At 30.4% G+C, this 17,189-nt stretch carries 15 protein-coding genes; 10 read left to right on the top strand and 5 right to left on the bottom strand.

Features of this window, described 5'->3' with window-relative positions:
- Both SJY27_RS11355 and radA read left to right on the top strand, forming a co-directional pair.
- A complete protein-coding gene (locus tag SJY27_RS11355; protein WP_397444960.1) occupies window positions 1-945 on the top strand; it encodes a YbhN family protein in 945 nt (314 codons plus the stop codon).
- Window positions 946-1,283: 338 nt separating this feature from the next.
- Window positions 1,284-2,645, top strand: coding sequence for a DNA repair protein RadA (gene radA, locus SJY27_RS11350; protein WP_397444959.1), 1,362 nt, complete (start codon window positions 1,284-1,286; stop codon window positions 2,643-2,645).
- A gap of 75 nt (window positions 2,646-2,720) precedes the next feature.
- Here the strand turns inward: radA and SJY27_RS11345 are convergent, their stop codons facing one another.
- Both SJY27_RS11345 and SJY27_RS11340 read right to left on the bottom strand, forming a co-directional pair.
- A complete protein-coding gene (locus tag SJY27_RS11345; RefSeq protein ID WP_397444958.1) occupies window positions 2,721-3,467 on the bottom strand; it encodes a uroporphyrinogen-III synthase in 747 nt (248 codons plus the stop codon).
- Window positions 3,468-3,485: 18 nt separating this feature from the next.
- A complete protein-coding gene (locus SJY27_RS11340) occupies window positions 3,486-4,127 on the bottom strand; it encodes a DUF4271 domain-containing protein (protein WP_397444957.1) in 642 nt (213 codons plus the stop codon).
- 82 nt (window positions 4,128-4,209) lie between these two features.
- Here SJY27_RS11340 and SJY27_RS11335 point away from each other — a divergent pair, with 82 nt between their 5' ends.
- From SJY27_RS11335 to SJY27_RS11325, 3 genes are read left to right on the top strand one after another with little or no spacing between them, the layout of a single operon-like run.
- On the top strand, window positions 4,210-4,932 hold the full coding sequence (locus SJY27_RS11335) for a polyprenol monophosphomannose synthase (protein WP_397444956.1): 723 nt from the start codon (window positions 4,210-4,212) through the stop codon (window positions 4,930-4,932).
- A gap of 8 nt (window positions 4,933-4,940) precedes the next feature.
- A complete protein-coding gene (locus SJY27_RS11330; protein ID WP_397444955.1) occupies window positions 4,941-6,278 on the top strand; it encodes a dihydroorotase in 1,338 nt (445 codons plus the stop codon).
- Window position 6,279: 1 nt separating this feature from the next.
- Window positions 6,280-6,753 carry a DUF4296 domain-containing protein gene (locus tag SJY27_RS11325; protein ID WP_397444954.1) on the top strand — a complete coding sequence of 158 codons (474 nt, stop codon included), beginning with the start codon at window positions 6,280-6,282 and terminating at the stop codon, window positions 6,751-6,753.
- On the opposite strand, the gene SJY27_RS11320 is transcribed toward SJY27_RS11325, so the two are convergent.
- A complete protein-coding gene (locus SJY27_RS11320) occupies window positions 6,743-7,747 on the bottom strand; it encodes an SDR family oxidoreductase (RefSeq protein WP_397444953.1) in 1,005 nt (334 codons plus the stop codon). The genes SJY27_RS11325 and SJY27_RS11320 overlap by 11 nt on opposite strands.
- Window positions 7,748-7,898: 151 nt before the next feature.
- Between SJY27_RS11320 and tyrS the strand changes: the two genes are divergently transcribed.
- The 3 genes from tyrS (at window position 7,899) to SJY27_RS11305 (ending at window position 11,833) form a co-directional block, all read left to right on the top strand.
- On the top strand, window positions 7,899-9,191 hold the full coding sequence (gene tyrS / locus SJY27_RS11315) for a tyrosine--tRNA ligase (RefSeq protein WP_397444952.1): 1,293 nt from the start codon (window positions 7,899-7,901) through the stop codon (window positions 9,189-9,191).
- Between the two features lie 702 nt (window positions 9,192-9,893).
- Window positions 9,894-10,415, top strand: a complete 522-nt coding sequence (locus SJY27_RS11310) for a hypothetical protein (protein ID WP_397444951.1) — start codon at window positions 9,894-9,896, stop codon at window positions 10,413-10,415.
- Window positions 10,416-10,540: 125 nt separating this feature from the next.
- Window positions 10,541-11,833: a hypothetical protein gene (locus tag SJY27_RS11305; RefSeq protein ID WP_397444950.1), complete on the top strand. Its 1,293-nt coding sequence runs from the start codon at window positions 10,541-10,543 to the stop codon at window positions 11,831-11,833.
- A gap of 159 nt (window positions 11,834-11,992) precedes the next feature.
- Here the strand turns inward: SJY27_RS11305 and SJY27_RS11300 are convergent, their stop codons facing one another.
- Window positions 11,993-13,798, bottom strand: a complete 1,806-nt coding sequence (locus SJY27_RS11300) for a GNAT family N-acyltransferase (protein ID WP_397444949.1) — start codon at window positions 13,796-13,798, stop codon at window positions 11,993-11,995.
- 56 nt (window positions 13,799-13,854) lie between these two features.
- Window positions 13,855-15,108, bottom strand: a complete 1,254-nt coding sequence (locus SJY27_RS11295) for an aspartate kinase (protein WP_397444948.1) — start codon at window positions 15,106-15,108, stop codon at window positions 13,855-13,857.
- Window positions 15,109-15,436: 328 nt separating this feature from the next.
- Here SJY27_RS11295 and SJY27_RS11290 point away from each other — a divergent pair, with 328 nt between their 5' ends.
- Together SJY27_RS11290 and SJY27_RS11285 are read left to right on the top strand one after the other, a co-directional pair.
- Window positions 15,437-16,687: a glycosyl hydrolase family 18 protein gene (locus SJY27_RS11290; RefSeq protein WP_397444947.1), complete on the top strand. Its 1,251-nt coding sequence runs from the start codon at window positions 15,437-15,439 to the stop codon at window positions 16,685-16,687.
- Complete coding sequence (locus SJY27_RS11285; RefSeq protein ID WP_397444945.1) at window positions 16,681-17,172, top strand: T9SS type A sorting domain-containing protein; 492 nt, start codon at window positions 16,681-16,683, stop codon at window positions 17,170-17,172. Before SJY27_RS11290 ends, SJY27_RS11285 begins: the two co-directional genes overlap by 7 nt.
- The last annotated feature ends 17 nt before the right edge of the window (window positions 17,173-17,189 follow it).

Here is a 17,189-nt window from a genome sequence, read left to right as displayed (position 1 = left end):
TTGAATATTAAAAAAGTTTTAAAAACCACATTACCTCTCGCTTTGGGAGGTTTTTTAGTTTGGTATTCTTTATCTGATATTTCTCTTGAAACCTTAGGGCAATATTTTAAAGAAGCCAATTATGGTTGGATTTTCCTTGGGTTATTTTTCGGTATTTTAAGCCATCTTTCTAGAGCCTATAGATGGAAGTTTATGTTAGAACCCTTAGGTTTTCAACCAAAATTTACCAACAGTGTTTTAGCAGTTTTGGTTGGGTATTTGGTAAATTTAGCCTTACCAAGAGCTGGAGAAATATCTAGAGCAACAGTAATGGCAAATTATGAAGATATTCCTTTCGAAAAAGGTTTTGGAACCATCGTAGCAGAACGAATTGCAGATTTAATAATGATGCTTTCTATTGTTGCCATTACACTTTTTGTGCAATTCGATTTTATTTACAATCTGTTAACCAACAACTTCGATCCAACAAAAATTATCATTGGTTTAGCCATTTTAATTGTAGGTTTCTTTGTGTTTTCATCCTTTGTAAAAAAAGCAGAATCTGGGTTTTTATTAAAAATTAAAACCTTTGTTACGGGTTTAATAGAAGGCGTTACAAGCATTTTTAAAATGAAAAATAAATGGGCATTTATTTTTCACACCATTTTTATTTGGGTAATGTATGTGGCAATGTTTTGGGCAACAATACCTGCTATTGAAGATTTAAACGTTCCTTTTGGCGGAATTTTAATCGGCTTTATTGCTGGCGGATTTTCTATTGCTGCCACAAATGGTGGCATTGGTTTATACCCAATTGCTGTGGCTGGAGCTTTGGCGTTATTTAATATTCCAACAGAACCTGCAACCGCTTTTGGTTGGATTATGTGGACCGCACAAACTGCTATGATTATCGTTTTTGGAGGACTTGCATTTGTACTACTTCCAGTTTTAAATAAAAATAAATAATTTCGAATAATCTTTTTTTAAAATTTTATCGAGAAGTTGGGCGTTCCCTAAAGGTCGCGCTTTCACTACTCGCTTTTTTATTTTACCAAATAAAAAGAGCTCAAACAGGTCGTTCAATCGCTAACGCAAGTACTTGCTAGCTTATAAAAAATCCGAAGAACTTTTTTAATTTAAGGGCTAAAAACCTTTCAATATGCAAGACCCTTCAGGTTTTTAAAACCTGAAAGGTCAACTTTCTTTTATATATTTCTAGAATAGCAAGATGTAAAAAATAGATATTTATAATCTAACTTTACTTTGTAACTTTACGCCTTTTAAACTTTGCAACTCTAATAAAAATGGCCAAAACCAAAACAACTTTTTTCTGTCAGAATTGTGGCACACAACACGCAAAATGGGTGGGCCAATGTGGTGCTTGTAAAGAATGGAATACTATTGTAGAAGAAGTAATCCAAAAAGAAGAAAAACGTATTTGGAAACAATCTACAACAGCCAAGCAAAATGCAAACAAACCATTAAAAATTGCAGATATTGTTCTAAATCCAGAAGAAAGAGTCATCACCAACAACAACGAATTAGATACAGTTTTAGGTGGTGGTTTGGTAAAAGGTTCTGTAACACTTTTAGGCGGTGAACCTGGAATTGGAAAATCAACTTTATTATTGCAAGTTGCTTTAAACATCAGTCAAAAAGTATTGTATGTTTCTGGCGAAGAAAGCCAATCTCAAATAAAAATGAGAGCAGAACGTTTGGATGCTGAAAACTCCAATTGCTTGATTTTAACAGAAACCAATACACAACAAATCTTTAAAAATATAGAAGCTACAGCTCCTGAAGTTTTAGTAATCGATTCTATACAAACCTTACATACAAATTCTATTGAAGCTTCTCCAGGAAGTATTTCTCAAATTAGAGAAACCAGTGCAGAATTAATAAAATTTGCCAAAGAAACTGCAACTCCTGTTTTGTTAATTGGTCACATCAACAAAGAAGGAAATATTGCAGGCCCAAAAATTTTAGAACATATGGTTGATGTTGTCCTACAGTTTGAAGGCGATAGAAATCATACCTATAGAATTTTAAGAAGTCAGAAAAATAGATTTGGTTCTACATCAGAATTAGGGATTTATGAAATGCTGTCTAATGGTTTACGCGAAATTTCTAATCCGTCAGAAATTTTAATTTCTAAAAAAGATGCAGATTTAAGCGGAACCGCAATTGCAAGTACTTTAGAAGGAATTAGACCTTTAATGATAGAAATTCAAGCTTTGGTTTCTACAGCAGTTTACGGAACTCCACAACGCTCAACAACAGGTTATAATTTAAAAAGATTAAATATGATTTTAGCTGTTCTAGAAAAAAGAGCAGGTTTTAAATTAGGGGCAAAAGATGTGTTTTTAAACATTACAGGAGGCATAAATGTAGATGACCCTGCCATTGATTTGGCTGTGGTTGCTGCAATATTATCATCCAACCAAGATATTGCCATTAACCCTAATGTGTGTTTTGCTGCAGAGGTTGGTTTGGCTGGTGAAATTAGACCTGTATCAAAAATTGATCAACGGATTTTAGAAGCAGAAAAACTAGGTTATAAAAGTTTTGTAGCATCAAAATACAATAAAATTTCATCAAAAAATCATTCCATTCGTTTGATTTTGGTTGGAAAGATTGAAGAAGCTTTTGCTACGTTGTTTGCGTAAGAAAAACTTATATCAATAAAAAACCAAGCATTTCTGCTTGGTTTTTTATCAATCTTATAAAATTAATATAAGAACTTACTTCTTATTAACCTCTTTAATATATTTATCTAAAGCCATAGTCATAGAAGGTGTTTCTTTAGATGGTGCTACAATATCACACTTTAAGCCAGCTTCTGTTACCGCTTTTACTGTAGAATTACCAAATGCAGCAATTCTAGTTTGGTTTTGCTTAAAATTCGGAAAGTTTTTAAATAAAGACTCTATTCCTGAAGGGCTAAAAAACACCAAAACATCGTAAAATACATCTTCTAAATCAGACAAGTCACTAACTACTGTTCTGTATAAGTCTACTCTCTTCCAAGTCACCCCTAACTTATCTAGCTCTTCAGGTATAGAAGGTTTTAATTTATCTGAAGATGGCAGTAAAAACTTTTCGGTTTTGTGCTTTTTAATTAACTTTGTTAAGTCTGTAAAAGTACGATTACCAACATAAATTTTACGCTTTCTATACACTACATATTTTTGTAAATAATAGGCTACAGCTTCAGATTGGCAGAAATATTTCATAGCATCTGGCACCTTAAAACGCATTTCTTCGGCAATTCTAAAAAAATGATCTACGGCATTTCTACTTGTTAAAATAATGGCAGTAAACTTAGACAAATCAATTTTTTCTGCTCTTACCTCCTTTACAGGTATTCCTTCTACGTGAATAAAAGATCGAAAATCTATTTTAACCTTCTGTTTATCAGACAAGTCAAAATATGGAGATGTTTCTGTCTTTGGTGCTGGCTGGGAAACCAATATCGTTTTCACTTTCATACGCTTTGTATTTTGTATTTAAAACATCAATTTAAAAGCTACAAATAGCGGTGCTATTTCGAGGGCGCAAATATACAAAATAAAATAAAACAACTTATTAAAAATCAGCTTTTTATTTCTTGCAATTAAAAACACATATCTTAAAACAAATAAAAAAACTGCAAAAATTAATAGGTATTGTTTACCTAAAGCTGCGTATTCAAATAAAATTAAAGCAATGTATAACAAAAAGGAAACACTATATAAATAGCTATTCTTCAAATACACAAAAAATTGTATTCTATTTTTTATCACAAACAACAACAATAAAGCGTACTCTAAAATTCTTTTTGCAATAAAATAAAGCAGCACATATGCCAATATTGATAAAAATACTGTTAAACCTGTTTTTGTTTGTGGTAATTTATACAGTTTAAATTGATATACTAAAAAAGAAAACACCAAAACAGAAAACATAAAAATTAAAAGTTGAAACCCTTTAAAAAAAGATACTCCTTCTAGGTCTTCATCTTCAATAATTGTAAACCTAAAAAAAGCAAAAAAATTTTCTTTTACTTTTTTAGGGTTCATTAATTTTAACACTACAATACCAGAAAATAAGATTAAGAACAATAGGGTTACCCAATCATTAGTTTGTACTATTTTATCAACGGCTTGCAATTAACTTTTATTTATAAATGATTCGTACAAAATTAGTGATTAAATAATGTATATTTGCTTACTTTCTACTGAAAATTAATTTATGTCAGACGCTTTAGTAATTATTCCTACTTACAACGAAAAAGAAAATATTGAAGCCATAATTAGAGCAATATTTAGCCAAAAAAAAGCATTTCATATTCTTATTGTTGATGATAATTCTCCTGATGGTACTGCAGCTATTGTAGCCCAATTAATGCGTGAATTTCCCAATCAATTATTTATAGAAAAAAGACAAGGAAAAAATGGTTTAGGTACTGCATATATTCATGGTTTTAAGTGGGCTTTGTCAAAAAAATACAATTATATTATAGAGATGGATGCAGATTTTTCTCACAATCCAGAAGATTTAATAAGATTGTATGATGCCTGTTCTAATCAAGGTGCAGATGTTTCTGTAGGGTCAAGATATGTAAACAATCAAGTTAATGTGGTAAATTGGGATATTAAACGTTTATTGCTGTCTTACTTTGCTTCTAGATATGTACGTCTTATCACAAGAATTCCAATTTTTGATACTACAGCTGGTTTTGTGTGTTGGAAACGCCAAGTTTTAGAAACCATACAATTAGATAAAATAAAATTTATAGGTTATGCTTTTCAAATTGAAATGAAATTTAAAGCTTGGAAACATAAATTTAAAATTAAAGAAGTTTCTGTAATTTTTACAGATAGAGATTTAGGTGCATCAAAAATGAGCGGAAACATTATTTCTGAAGCACTTTTTGGTGTAATAAAAATGAGGTTAAAAGGATTACCAAAATAGCAGTAAAAATGAGTAGTTACCTAATAAAAAATGCAACAATTGTAAATGAGAATACCACTTTTAAAGGTGATGTACTCATAGAAAATGAAATCATTAAAAAAATTTCATCAAAAATTGATGCCAATGAAAATATAGAAATTATTGATGCTGAAGGAAAGTATTTAATTCCTGGTTTTATTGATGATCAAGTACATTTTAGAGAACCTGGTTTAACACACAAAGCAAATATTGCTACAGAAAGTAGAGCTGCAGTTGCTGGCGGAATTACCACATTTATAGAGCAACCCAATACAGTACCACAAGCAACAACACAAAAATTATTAGAAGATAAATTTCAAATAGCAGCAAAAGATTCGTACACCAATTATTCGTTTATGTTTGGTGGTACCAATGATAATTTAGATGAATTATTAAAAACTGATCCAAAAATGGTTGCTGGTATAAAGTTATTTTTGGGCTCATCTACAGGAAATATGTTAGTGGATGATGTAGAAGTTTTAGAAAAGATTTTTTCATCAACCAAAATGATTATTTCTGTTCATTGTGAAGATGAAGCAACCATAAGAAAAAATACAGCAGCTTATAAAGAAAAATTTGGTGATGATATCCCTTTAAAATACCATCCAATTATTCGCAGTGAAGAGGCTTGCTACATTTCATCATCTAAAGCCATTGAATTAGCCAAAAAAACAGGCGCTCGTTTGCACATTTTTCATGTTTCTACAGCTAAAGAAACCGAGTTGTTTAGAAATGACATCCCTTTAGAAGAAAAACAAATTACTGCAGAAGTTTGTGTGCATCACCTTTGGTTTAATGATAAAGATTACGAAGAAAAAGGAACGTTTATTAAATGGAATCCTGCAGTAAAAACCGAAAAAGACAGATTAGGTTTATGGGAAGCCTTGTTAGATGATAGAATTGATGTTTTGGCTACAGATCATGCTCCTCATACGTTAGCAGAAAAACAAAATGTATATACAAAAGCACCAAGTGGTGGGCCATTAGTACAGCATGCTGTAACTGCTATTTTAGAAAAAGTAAAAGAAGGTGTTATTTCTATTGAAAAAGCTGTTGAAAAAATGAGCCATAATCCAGCAAAATTATTTCAAATTAAAAAGAGAGGGTTTATTAAAGAAGGGTTCTATGCAGATGTAGTGCTTATTGATCCTAAAAAATCTTGGACAGTTGCTAAAGACAATATTTTATACAAATGTGGTTGGTCTCCATTTGAAGGAACCACGTTTTCATCTCAAATTACACACACTTTTGTAAACGGTAACTTAATGTATAACAATGGTATTTTTAATGACGATATTAAAGGTAAACGCTTAACTTTTAACCGTTAATATGAAAAAAATTAGTTTTTTATTTCTTTTTATTTTCATTGTATCTTGTACAAGTAATACCATTTTTGAAAAACCAAAAGACTTGATTCCAAAAGACACCATGAGTCTTTTACTACAAGAGTTGGTTATTGCGAGTTCTTCTAAATTTATCAAAAATAAAAACTTAGAAAAAAAGATAAATTATATGCCTTTGGTTTATGATCGTTTTAAAATTGATAGCACTCGTTTTCAAATCAGTAACTTGTATTACATGAGCACAATAGATGATTATCAAGAAATTGTTGAAAATGCAAAACAAAACCTAGAAAAACAAAAGGCTGTTTTTGATGAATTAAAAAACGTAAAAGATTCTATAAGAAAAGACTCTTTAGACAAAGTAAAATTGCTAAAGAAAAAAAGTGACTCTATAAAAAAAAGTCGGTTAAATTTAAAAGATAGTTTAGAGGTAAAAAGTAAAACAAAAACTAAGGTTTAGGATAAACCTCACAAATTTTCTGAATAACATTGTCAACAATCTCAAATTTATAGCCCAATTCTTTTTGAATCTTTTTTGAAGAATATTTGGAAATGGCATGCGCACTTCTGGCAGAATATTTACTTAATAAAGGGGCCTTTCCTGTAATTTTTGAGATTAACCAAGCTACCCTCCAAAACACAGCAGTTTGCCAAGGTTTTGTTGCTATTGAGGGCCTTTTTTTACCAAAAGCACTAGCAATAGTAAAGAAAATATCTTTAAAAGATTTGTTTTCAGCCACCAAAATAAAACGCTCATTTTTTACATCAGCATTCATCAATTTTATCATTGGTTGTACCACATCTTTTACCCCCACAAAACCTGTTACACCTTCTGTATAATACTTAAACCCATTATACACTTGACTAAATAATTTACCAGAACCAGCAGTCCAAAAACCACTACCCAAAATTACTCCAGGATTTACAATAACCACATCTACTCCTTCTTGGCTTGCCCTCCAAACTTCCATTTCTGCCCCAAATTTGGTAATCGAATAACCACTATTATCCAATTCTTTGTTCCATTCACATTCTTCTGTAATCATTTCTTCCTCATTTTTTGCCTCACCAACAGCAGCAATAGAACTTACAAAACAAAATTTATCAATTTTAGCATCAATAGCTAGATTAACAATAATTGCAGTACCATGAATATTTACTTTTCGCATCTCTCTATAATCCTTAGGATTAAAAGAAATAAACGCAGCACAATGGTATACTTGTTTTATCCCTTTAAAAGCTAAAATCATTACAGGTACTTTTGTAATATCTGCTTTAAACCATTCTATTTTATCAAAAAGGGAAGCATCAGAAGTGTAATACGAAAAGACTTTTTTTACCTTTTCTAAAGAGGACTTTGTTCTATAAATGGCTCTAATTTTATCATTCTCTACACATAAATGATACAATAAATGCGACCCCACTAAACCAGTACCTCCTGTAACTAAAATCATATTACGAATTTAGTATATTTTGGTTGATAAACTTATATTTGCCAATCGAATTTAAAAGACAATTTAATACGTTATTGCCAGTTTACAAAGCATTCTCTTATTTTAAAAAAAGAGTTTTTCTGTTTGTTTGCAATAACATTACGTTTATACAATGAAAAATTTTATTGAAGAATTACAATGGCGTGGAATGTTGCACGACACTATGCCAGGAACTGAAGAACATCTTTTAGAACAAATGAGAAGTGCTTACGTAGGTTTTGACCCAACAGCAGATTCTTTACATATTGGTAATTTAGTACCTATTATGTTATTGGCTCATTATCAAAGATGTGGTCACAAACCTATTGCTTTGGTAGGTGGTGCAACTGGTATGATTGGTGATCCTTCAGGTAAATCTGCAGAACGTAATTTGTTAGATGAAAAAACATTAAGACATAATCAAGAATGTGTAAAAGCGCAATTGGGTCATTTTTTAGATTTTACTTCGGATGCTGAAAATGCTGCAATTTTAGTAAATAATTACGATTGGATGAAAGATATTTCGTTCTTAGAATTTATTAGAGATGTAGGCAAACACATTACCGTAAATTACATGATGGCAAAAGATTCTGTAAAAAATAGAATTGGTGCAGCATCTAAAGAGGGAATGTCTTTTACAGAGTTTACCTACCAAATGGTGCAAGGTTACGACTTTTTACATTTGTTTAGAGAAAATGCAACAACGCTGCAAATGGGGGGTTCTGATCAATGGGGAAATATTACTACTGGTACAGAATTAATTCGTAGAATTGGTGGTGGAAAAGGGTATGCCATTACTTGCCCATTAATTACGAAATCTGATGGTTCTAAATTCGGAAAATCAGAAGGTGGTAATGTATGGTTAGATGCCAAGAGAACATCACCTTATAAATTTTACCAATATTGGTTAAATACCTCTGATGAAGATGCCAAAAAATACATTAAAATCTTTACGTTTTTAACCAAAGAAACCATTGATACTTTAGTTGAAGAGCACAATACAGCACCTCATTCTCGTATTTTACAAAAACGTTTGGGAGAAGAAGTTACAATTTTGGTACATGGAAAAGAAGCATACGAAAAAGCAATTAAGGCTTCTAGCATTTTGTTTGGCAAATCTACCTCAGCTGATTTAAAATCTTTAGATGAGCAAACTTTTTTAGATGTTTTTGATGGTGTACCACAAGCAACAATTGCTCCAGAAGATATTGCAGAAGGTTTAGATATGATTGGAGCGTTAGCTGCAAAAACTAACTTTTTAAAATCGAATGGAGATGCCAAAAGAGCCTTAAAAGAAAATGCCATTGCTGTAAACAAAGAAAAAGTAAAAGATAGTTTTACCATTACTACTAACGATTTAATTGCTGATAAATACGTATTGTTACAACGTGGTAAAAAGAACTATTTTCTTTTAAAAGTGCAATAGCTTTAAAAAAAACTATTAAAAATAATAAAGGCTGTCTGAAAAGTACATCTATACGTCATTTTAAGCAAAGTCGAAAAATCTATATATTTTGATTATCAAAAAATAAGATTTTCTCATTAAAATGTAAATGATATGAATTTTATACTTTTTAGATATCCTTAACCATTAGTTTAACTAATTGTTATTACTTTCTACAGCTGTGGCTGTTTATTAGCCCAACCTACCCCTTATTCAACTCAGCAGCCTTTTTTTCTAGCTCTGCTTGAAATTCTTCTATTACAGGTTTTACAGTGCTTTCTGCAATATCTGACGTTTGAACTTCAAAACCAAAACTTAGGTTTTATAAAAAAGATACATTCTCCCCAAAAACCCATTTAGTTTAATAACTTGAATGAAAGCACTTTAAAAATATACCCTCCCCATTTATAGGGAGGCTTCTCCCCATAAATGGGGAGAAAAAAATTTCACCATAAATGAGGATTGACAGGTATCCTTTTTCACTTTAGATTTACAATACAAATAATTGCTGATTTTTTTCAACCTTAAAAATGTATTCGGATCACTAAAAAAGTTGGGTTTACAGTTAAAAAAAGAGAGATAAAAGAAGTGTTATTTGAAATATAAGTGGTTAGGCACAATTGATCAACTAACTCAATAAAAAAGGAAAACAATAAATAACAGAAACTCTAATTAACAATAATTATGAAAAAAACAATATCATTTTTAACAATATTATTTTTAACAATTAGTATAAATGCACAAACAGAAAAAGGAAATTGGATGTTTGGTGGTGATGCAATAATACAAGGCTATAAGTTTGAAAACCAAGATAAATTTATATACTATGCAGAAATATTCCCAAAAGCAGGTTATTTTATTAAAGACCAATTTGTAATTGGTAGCGAAATAGGTGTATTTATAAATGAAGCAACTTTTTATACTTCTTTAGTTCCTTTTGCTCGCTTTTATTTATATAATAATGAAAAAATACTTAACCCTTTTATTGAAGGAGGAATTGGCTTTAAAAACACATCTTATAAAGGAAAAAGTAGTGGTGATCCAGCAGTAAATGATTTCATATATCAATTTAAAATAGGAACTTCAGTATTCTTTACTAATAGTGTTGCTTTAAACCTTACTTTAAATTACAAAAAGAACTCATTCCAATTTAATGAAGAACTCTCGATTGCCTTTGGGTTTCAAATACATTTACAAAAAAAATAACTTAAAAAATGATACTTATGAAATAGAAGAAAACTTAAAAAAGAGAATGTCGTTATACGGATATAACGACCTCTCCATTTAAAAATAATTACCGCGAAATAATTAATTTAAAATTTTACAAAATTATGAAAACAATTACTAAAATAATCATAGCTATTGCATTAATATTTAATGTGTCAACAATTTTTTCACAAGTTACAACTACAATAAGTAATATGGCAACTGTACCTTATAACACACAAATCGCTGATTGTGGAACAATAGATTTAGAATCTTACAATGAACTTAGACTTCAATTTACTGTAAATTTATCAAAACAACAAAATATGGTTGTAGGTACTGGAACAATAAAAACATATTATAAGAAATCTTCTACAGATTCTAAAATACAAGTTGGTGCACCTTATAGTGTTCCTGCAAATTTTGGAACTTCCTTTAGTGCTTCTTTAGATAAAACAATACAAGCTAGCAATTTTAATCTTACTGGTGGCATTTTTTTCGTTGAATATACATCTACAATTAGTACAGTTATATATACTTCAACCTGCTCTTACTCCGTTATAAAAACTCAGACACCAACATTTAACATTTCACCAAGTAGTGTTAATATAACTTGTGGAAATACTTCTTCTAGAACATTTTCTGTTATAAATGTATACAATACTGCTGGTACAAAATCATATAAATGGCAAGTTGGGAATAGTTGGTTATACAATGGTAGTCCTGCTCCAAATGAATTTACAACAACTTCCAGTACCATTACTTTAGTCCCTAACACTTTTCCTCTTAATAATATAAAAGTAGCAACTATTCTGAATGGAACTCAATTACCTTTTTCAACATCTAATGTAAGTTTAACATCTATCGAAAATAGAACAATTAGTGGAGATTTAACAGTCTGTTCTAGTGAAACTTTATCTATAAATAATTTAGGCATCAGTGAAATAGTTACTTGGAGTTCTTCAAATACAAGTGTTGCTTCAATTAGTACATCTAACAATCAAGCTACAGTTTATGCTAATGGAAGTGGAATTGTTACAATTTCTGCAACAATTTCTAATTCTTGTGGACAACAATTAGTGTTAAATAAAACAGTAACTCTTGGTGTTCCAACTGATTATTATGATGCAAATATTGATGTTCATCCTTACCCTGGTAATTATGGTGGTATTTACTTAAATAATTGGACGAGAATGTGGATGACAAATTATCCTGGTGGCTTAAGCTGGAATTGGACAGCTAATTATTCTATGATTCAAAACCCAGATTCATCACAACCTTTAATAAAACCATTAAGTAATGGCTATATGACTATTAAAGTTAGAAAAAGCAATAAATGTGGTTATGGTTCTTGGGTTTCAAAAAATTTCAATGTTACCCCATTACCTGATGGTGGACATAAAATTGAAAGATATTAAAATGGAATAAAATACTGTGCCTAACCACGTATATAAAAAATAGCAGTTAAGTACAAACCTTGTAGTTTGTACTTAACTGCTATTTTAATGTATAAACTAAAACTAATAGCAATTTTACTCTGTTACTTTTCACATACAGACACGTCACAAAACAAAAAACTACCCCTTATTCAACTCAGCAGCCTTTTTTTCTAGCTCTGCTTGAAATTCTTCCATTACAGGTTTTACAGTGCTTTTTGGTATGTCTGCTACTTTAATATACATTAAACCATCTACAGCATTGTTAAATTTTGGGTCTACATTAAAGGCTACCAAACGTGCATTTTGTTTTACGTATTTTTTAATCAACACAGGAATTCGTAATGCGCCAGGCTCAATTTCATCTATAATTTTATCGAACTTTTGCATATCTGCTTTGGTTGCATCAAATACAAAATCTTTATCGCCATCTTTTAACTTTACCTTGTATTCTTTCTTCGGATAAATATATTGTGCAATATAAGGGTCGTAATAATGCGATTTCATAAACTCAATCATTAATGATTTTGAAAAATCAGAAAATTGGTTGCTAATAGAAACGCCACCCATTAAATATTTATGTTCTGGATATCGTAAAGTAACATGTACAATTCCTTTCCAAAGTAAAAAAAGAGGCATTGGTTTTTGTTGGTATTCGCCAATAATAAAAGCACGTCCCATTTCTATGGTGTTTTCCATCATTTGGTGCAATTCTGGCTCAATTCTAAACAATGTTTGCACGTAAAAACCATTAATGCCATATTTTTTATAAATTTCTTTACCTAAACCCATTCTATAGGCACCAGCCAAACAATTGGCAACACTGTCCCACAAAAACATATGGTAATAATATTTATCGTACTTGTCTAAATCAATAGCTTTATTGGTGCCTTCACCAACTTCTCTAAAGGTAATTTCTCTTAATCTACCTATTTCGTGCAACAAATTGGGGATGTCTTTTGCATTAGCAAAAAATACCTCATAATTTTTACTTTGCAATAATCTGCCTTTATTTTCTCTTAGAGTATCTACTTCTTTTTTAAAAGATGCTACACTTCTTTGTGCCGTAATTTTTCTAACAGGTTTCTTAATTTTTATTTTTTCGGTAGATAATATGGTGTATTTCTTCTCAAAAGGATTTGCCAACATATAGGTTTTCTTGCGGATAAAATCAGAAAAAGCACTTATATCTGTAAACGCATCTTGATCTTTAACAAGAATCGGTTTTCCAATTCTTACTTTAATTACTTTACCTTCTTGTGAAATTACTTCTGATGGTAATTTTGCGGTTCGTAAAGTGTCTGATATTTTAGATAAAAAGTAAAAAAAACGACTGTTTTTTGCATGAAAATAAATCGGAATTACAGGAACATTTGCTTTTTTAATCAAACGAACTGCACCTTGTTCCCAAGGTTTATCTACCTTTAATTTGCCATCTTTATAGGTTGATACTTCTCCTGCAGGAAAAATCCCCAAAGGTTTTCCTTCTTTTAAATGCATCAATGCACTTTTAATACCAGCTACACTAGATTTGGCATCCTTTCTGTTTTCAAAAGGATTTACAGGCATTACGTAAGGTTTTAAAGGCGCAACTCTGTGCAGCAAAAAATTGGCAATAATCTTATAATCTGCTCTTTTTTCGAGCAATAATTTCAACAATAAAATACCATCTATACCTCCTAAAGGATGATTAGAAATGGTAATAAAAGCGCCATCTTTAGGAATTCGTTTTAAATCTTTTTCCGGAATTTCAAACTCAATATTACAATCGTCTAAAACACCGTTTAAAAAATCTACATCAGACTTGTCTTTATTGTTGTTATAGATTTTGTTTAAGGCAGATATTCTTAGCACCTTTATCAATAACCAACCAATAAAAGTTCCTAAAAAACCAAAATTCTGTAAACCAATTACTTGTGCAATTTCTTTGGATGTTACTAATGCCATAAACTTTCGTTAGAACTGAAAGGCAAACATAGTAAAAAAAACGAAATTGTAATTTTTTAATTCGGATTAACAACAATTTGTGAAGTTTCTTTATTTACTTGCGTTAACAAAGAGATTCCTTTTTCTTCAATGGCTGCTATGGCTTTTTCATCAAAATGACGCACTGTATATAAATCTACTCCTTTTTGAACATCAATTTTAAATTGCGTTTTTAACTCATCATAAAAAGCATCAAACTTATTGAACTTGTTATCAATACAAACCGAAAAACTAATGGCAGAATTTTGAATTAAGTTAACCTTAAGTTGATAATCGTGTAATTTTTGAAAGATAAAACTGATATTATTTTCTACCATAAAAGAGAAATCTAAGGCAGAAATTGATACCAAAATCTGATCTTTCTTAACGATAAAACAAGGAATATAAGGCACTAATCTTGTGCCTTTAGATACTTTTGTACCTGTTTCTTTAGGATTGACGAAAGAACGCACCAATAACGGAATTTCTTTTCTTTCTAAAGGTTGTAATGTTTTTGGGTGAATTACAGAAGCGCCGTAAAAAGCCATTTCAATAGCTTCTTCGTAAGAAATTTGTTCTAACAAAGTAGTGTCTGAAAACACTCTTGGATCTGCGTTTAAAACGCCAGGAACATCTTTCCAAATCGTTACACTTTCTGCATTTAAACAGTAGGCAAAAATACCTGCTGTATAATCTGATCCTTCTCTGCCTAAAGTAGTGGTGTTTTCGGTATCATTTGCTGCAATAAAACCTTGGGTAATATTCACTTTTGTAGCGTCTACATTTTGCGTAATCAATTCTTCTGTAAGTTGCCAATCTACTTTTGCATCTCTATAATTACTATCGGTTTTTACATAGCTTCTACCATCAAACCAAACATTTTCTTGGCCTAATTTTGTTAAATAGGCACTTACAATTTTGGTAGAAAGCAATTCACCAAAACAGATAATTTGATCGTAAACATAATTGTATCTTCTAGACGTATTTCTTGATAAAAACCAGCCTAATTCTCCAAAAAGAATGTCAATATCTTTAAAAATTTGATCTTTTGTATCGAATAAAGCGTTCATAATATTTTTATGATACTCTTCTATAAAGCTTAATTTTTCAGGTAAATGCTCTTCTTTATTGTAATAGGCGTCTATAACTTCTTCAAAAGCATTCGTCATTTTACCCATTGCAGAAATAACCACTAAGGTATCTTTTGCACCTTCGTTTTTAATAATGTTTGCAACATTTTTAACACTATCTGCATCTTTTACAGATGCTCCACCAAACTTAAAAATCTTCATTTTTTACGTATTTATACATCACAAAAATTAATAAATATCAATCAAAAAACAATCGAACTGATATCTAATTTTGGTATCCTAATTAAAAATATGTCTTATTCAGAAATACCTTTATTATAACAAAAAAAGGCAGTATTCGCGTTTATTTTAAAGCCTTTAGTTGAAATACCAAGAACAAAAATACACTAAACAATTTATAAAAATAGATATTGGTTCATATGCATTAGAAAAATAACAGTTTGCTTTTTATTGTTATATTTTTTATTTTTAGCTCGAAATATTCATCGATAAAAATCTATTAATCTCTTCATTATTAATTTATTCTATTATGAAAAAACTATTATTCTCCCTATTTCTCATTTATTCCATAAACAGTAATTCTCAGGTTATTTACAGCGATGAATTTGATGCTGGCATCAATAAACTAAATGGTTTTGATAATTTAATATCATCTTTAGACAATAATACTTTAAAAATTACTGGAAATGGTAATGCTGGTGCCTGGGATAACATCAGATATTCCTTTCATAACAATGGAATCAATACTGCAATAGACGCGTCTTCGTCTCCGAAAATTTACATAAAACTTAAAGCAGAAAACTCACCAACTGTTAGAGTAGATTTTGTTGATGCAAATGGATATTCAACTTCTTTATATGGTTTAACTGCTAAACCAACTGATGAATATCAAGTTTTTGAATTAAATTATACAGATCGTCTTGTTGATGGTGGATATGGAGGACCTTGTAGTTCTGGTCCTTGTAATTTAGATGCTACAAACTTGGTAGAATTAGCATTTTATGTAAATCCTGGAACAGGAGGTTACTCAGGTAATATTAACATAGAATGGATTTCTATAGGTGAATCTTTAGAAAAAGAACCAGACTTAAATTTAAAGAATGCTAAAGTTATCGGGTACTTGCCAGATTATAGATTTAGTTTGAGTAGCCAAATACATTACGAACAACTCACACATTTAATGTTATGTTTTGCTAATCCTGACTTCTTTGGTAATTTAATAATGACAGATTTTACACAAATTGTTAATGATGCAAAAACATTAAATCCTGATATTAAAATATTTTTATCACTTGCAGGAGGTTTAGATCATAATTCGGCTACAGCAGGTTATTGGAAAGATATTTTATTATATCCAACACAAAGAACAGCATTTATTGACAAAATTGTTGATTATGCCAAACAGAAAAATTTAGACGGAATTGATATTGACCTTGAATTTGACCTAGTAACTCAAGGTTATAGTGAGTTTGTCATAGAATTAGCAGGTAAATTAAAAACAGAAAATATTGAGATTACTGCCGCATTTCCTAAAGTTTATTACGATAATTTAACTCAAGATGCTCTTGAAGTTTTTGACTTTATAAATTTAATGGCTTATGACAATGCTGGTTTTTGGAGTCCTTCACCAGCCCAACATAGTTCTTATACTTTTGCAGAAGATAACATTAACTTTTGGAAAACTACAGGCAAAATTAGCCCAGAAAAACTAATATTAGGCGTTCCTTTTACGGACATAATTTTGACACATACCAATGGGTTACTTATGGTGAAATGGTAACGCAAAGTTCTAGTAATGCAAATGTAGATCAAATTGGAAATACATTTTATAATGGAATACCAACCATAGAGAAAAAAGTAGAGCTAGCACATAAAAAAGTTGGAGGTATAATGATTTGGGAACTTGCACAGGACTCATTTACAGAATATTCTCTTTTAAATGCTATTCATGAAAAATATACAGAGTTAGATGTTACTACTACTGGTCTTGGAAGTAATTCTGTAACGCTTTCTTCTGAAGATTTTGACCTGTCTAGCAACATTAAGTTGTATCCAAACCCAGTTAATAATGTTTTAAATTTCAGTCAAAATCTCACAGATATAGTGCACTCTTTTGAGTTATATGATTTAACTGGTAGAAAAATTGTAACTGCAAATATTGAGAACAAAAGTCAAATAGATGTTTCTTCTTTATCAAAAGGTTTATACTCTATTATTTTTAAAACTAAAAAGGGAAGTATTACCAAAAGAATTATGAAACAATAATCTATAAATGAAGGTTT

It is taken from the genome of Polaribacter sp. R77954 (assembly GCF_044595335.1).
Classification (GTDB): Bacteria; Bacteroidota; Bacteroidia; order Flavobacteriales; family Flavobacteriaceae; genus Polaribacter.
The sequence above is the reverse complement of the archived record's forward strand: the minus strand, read 5'-3'. Positions and strand labels throughout refer to the sequence as shown.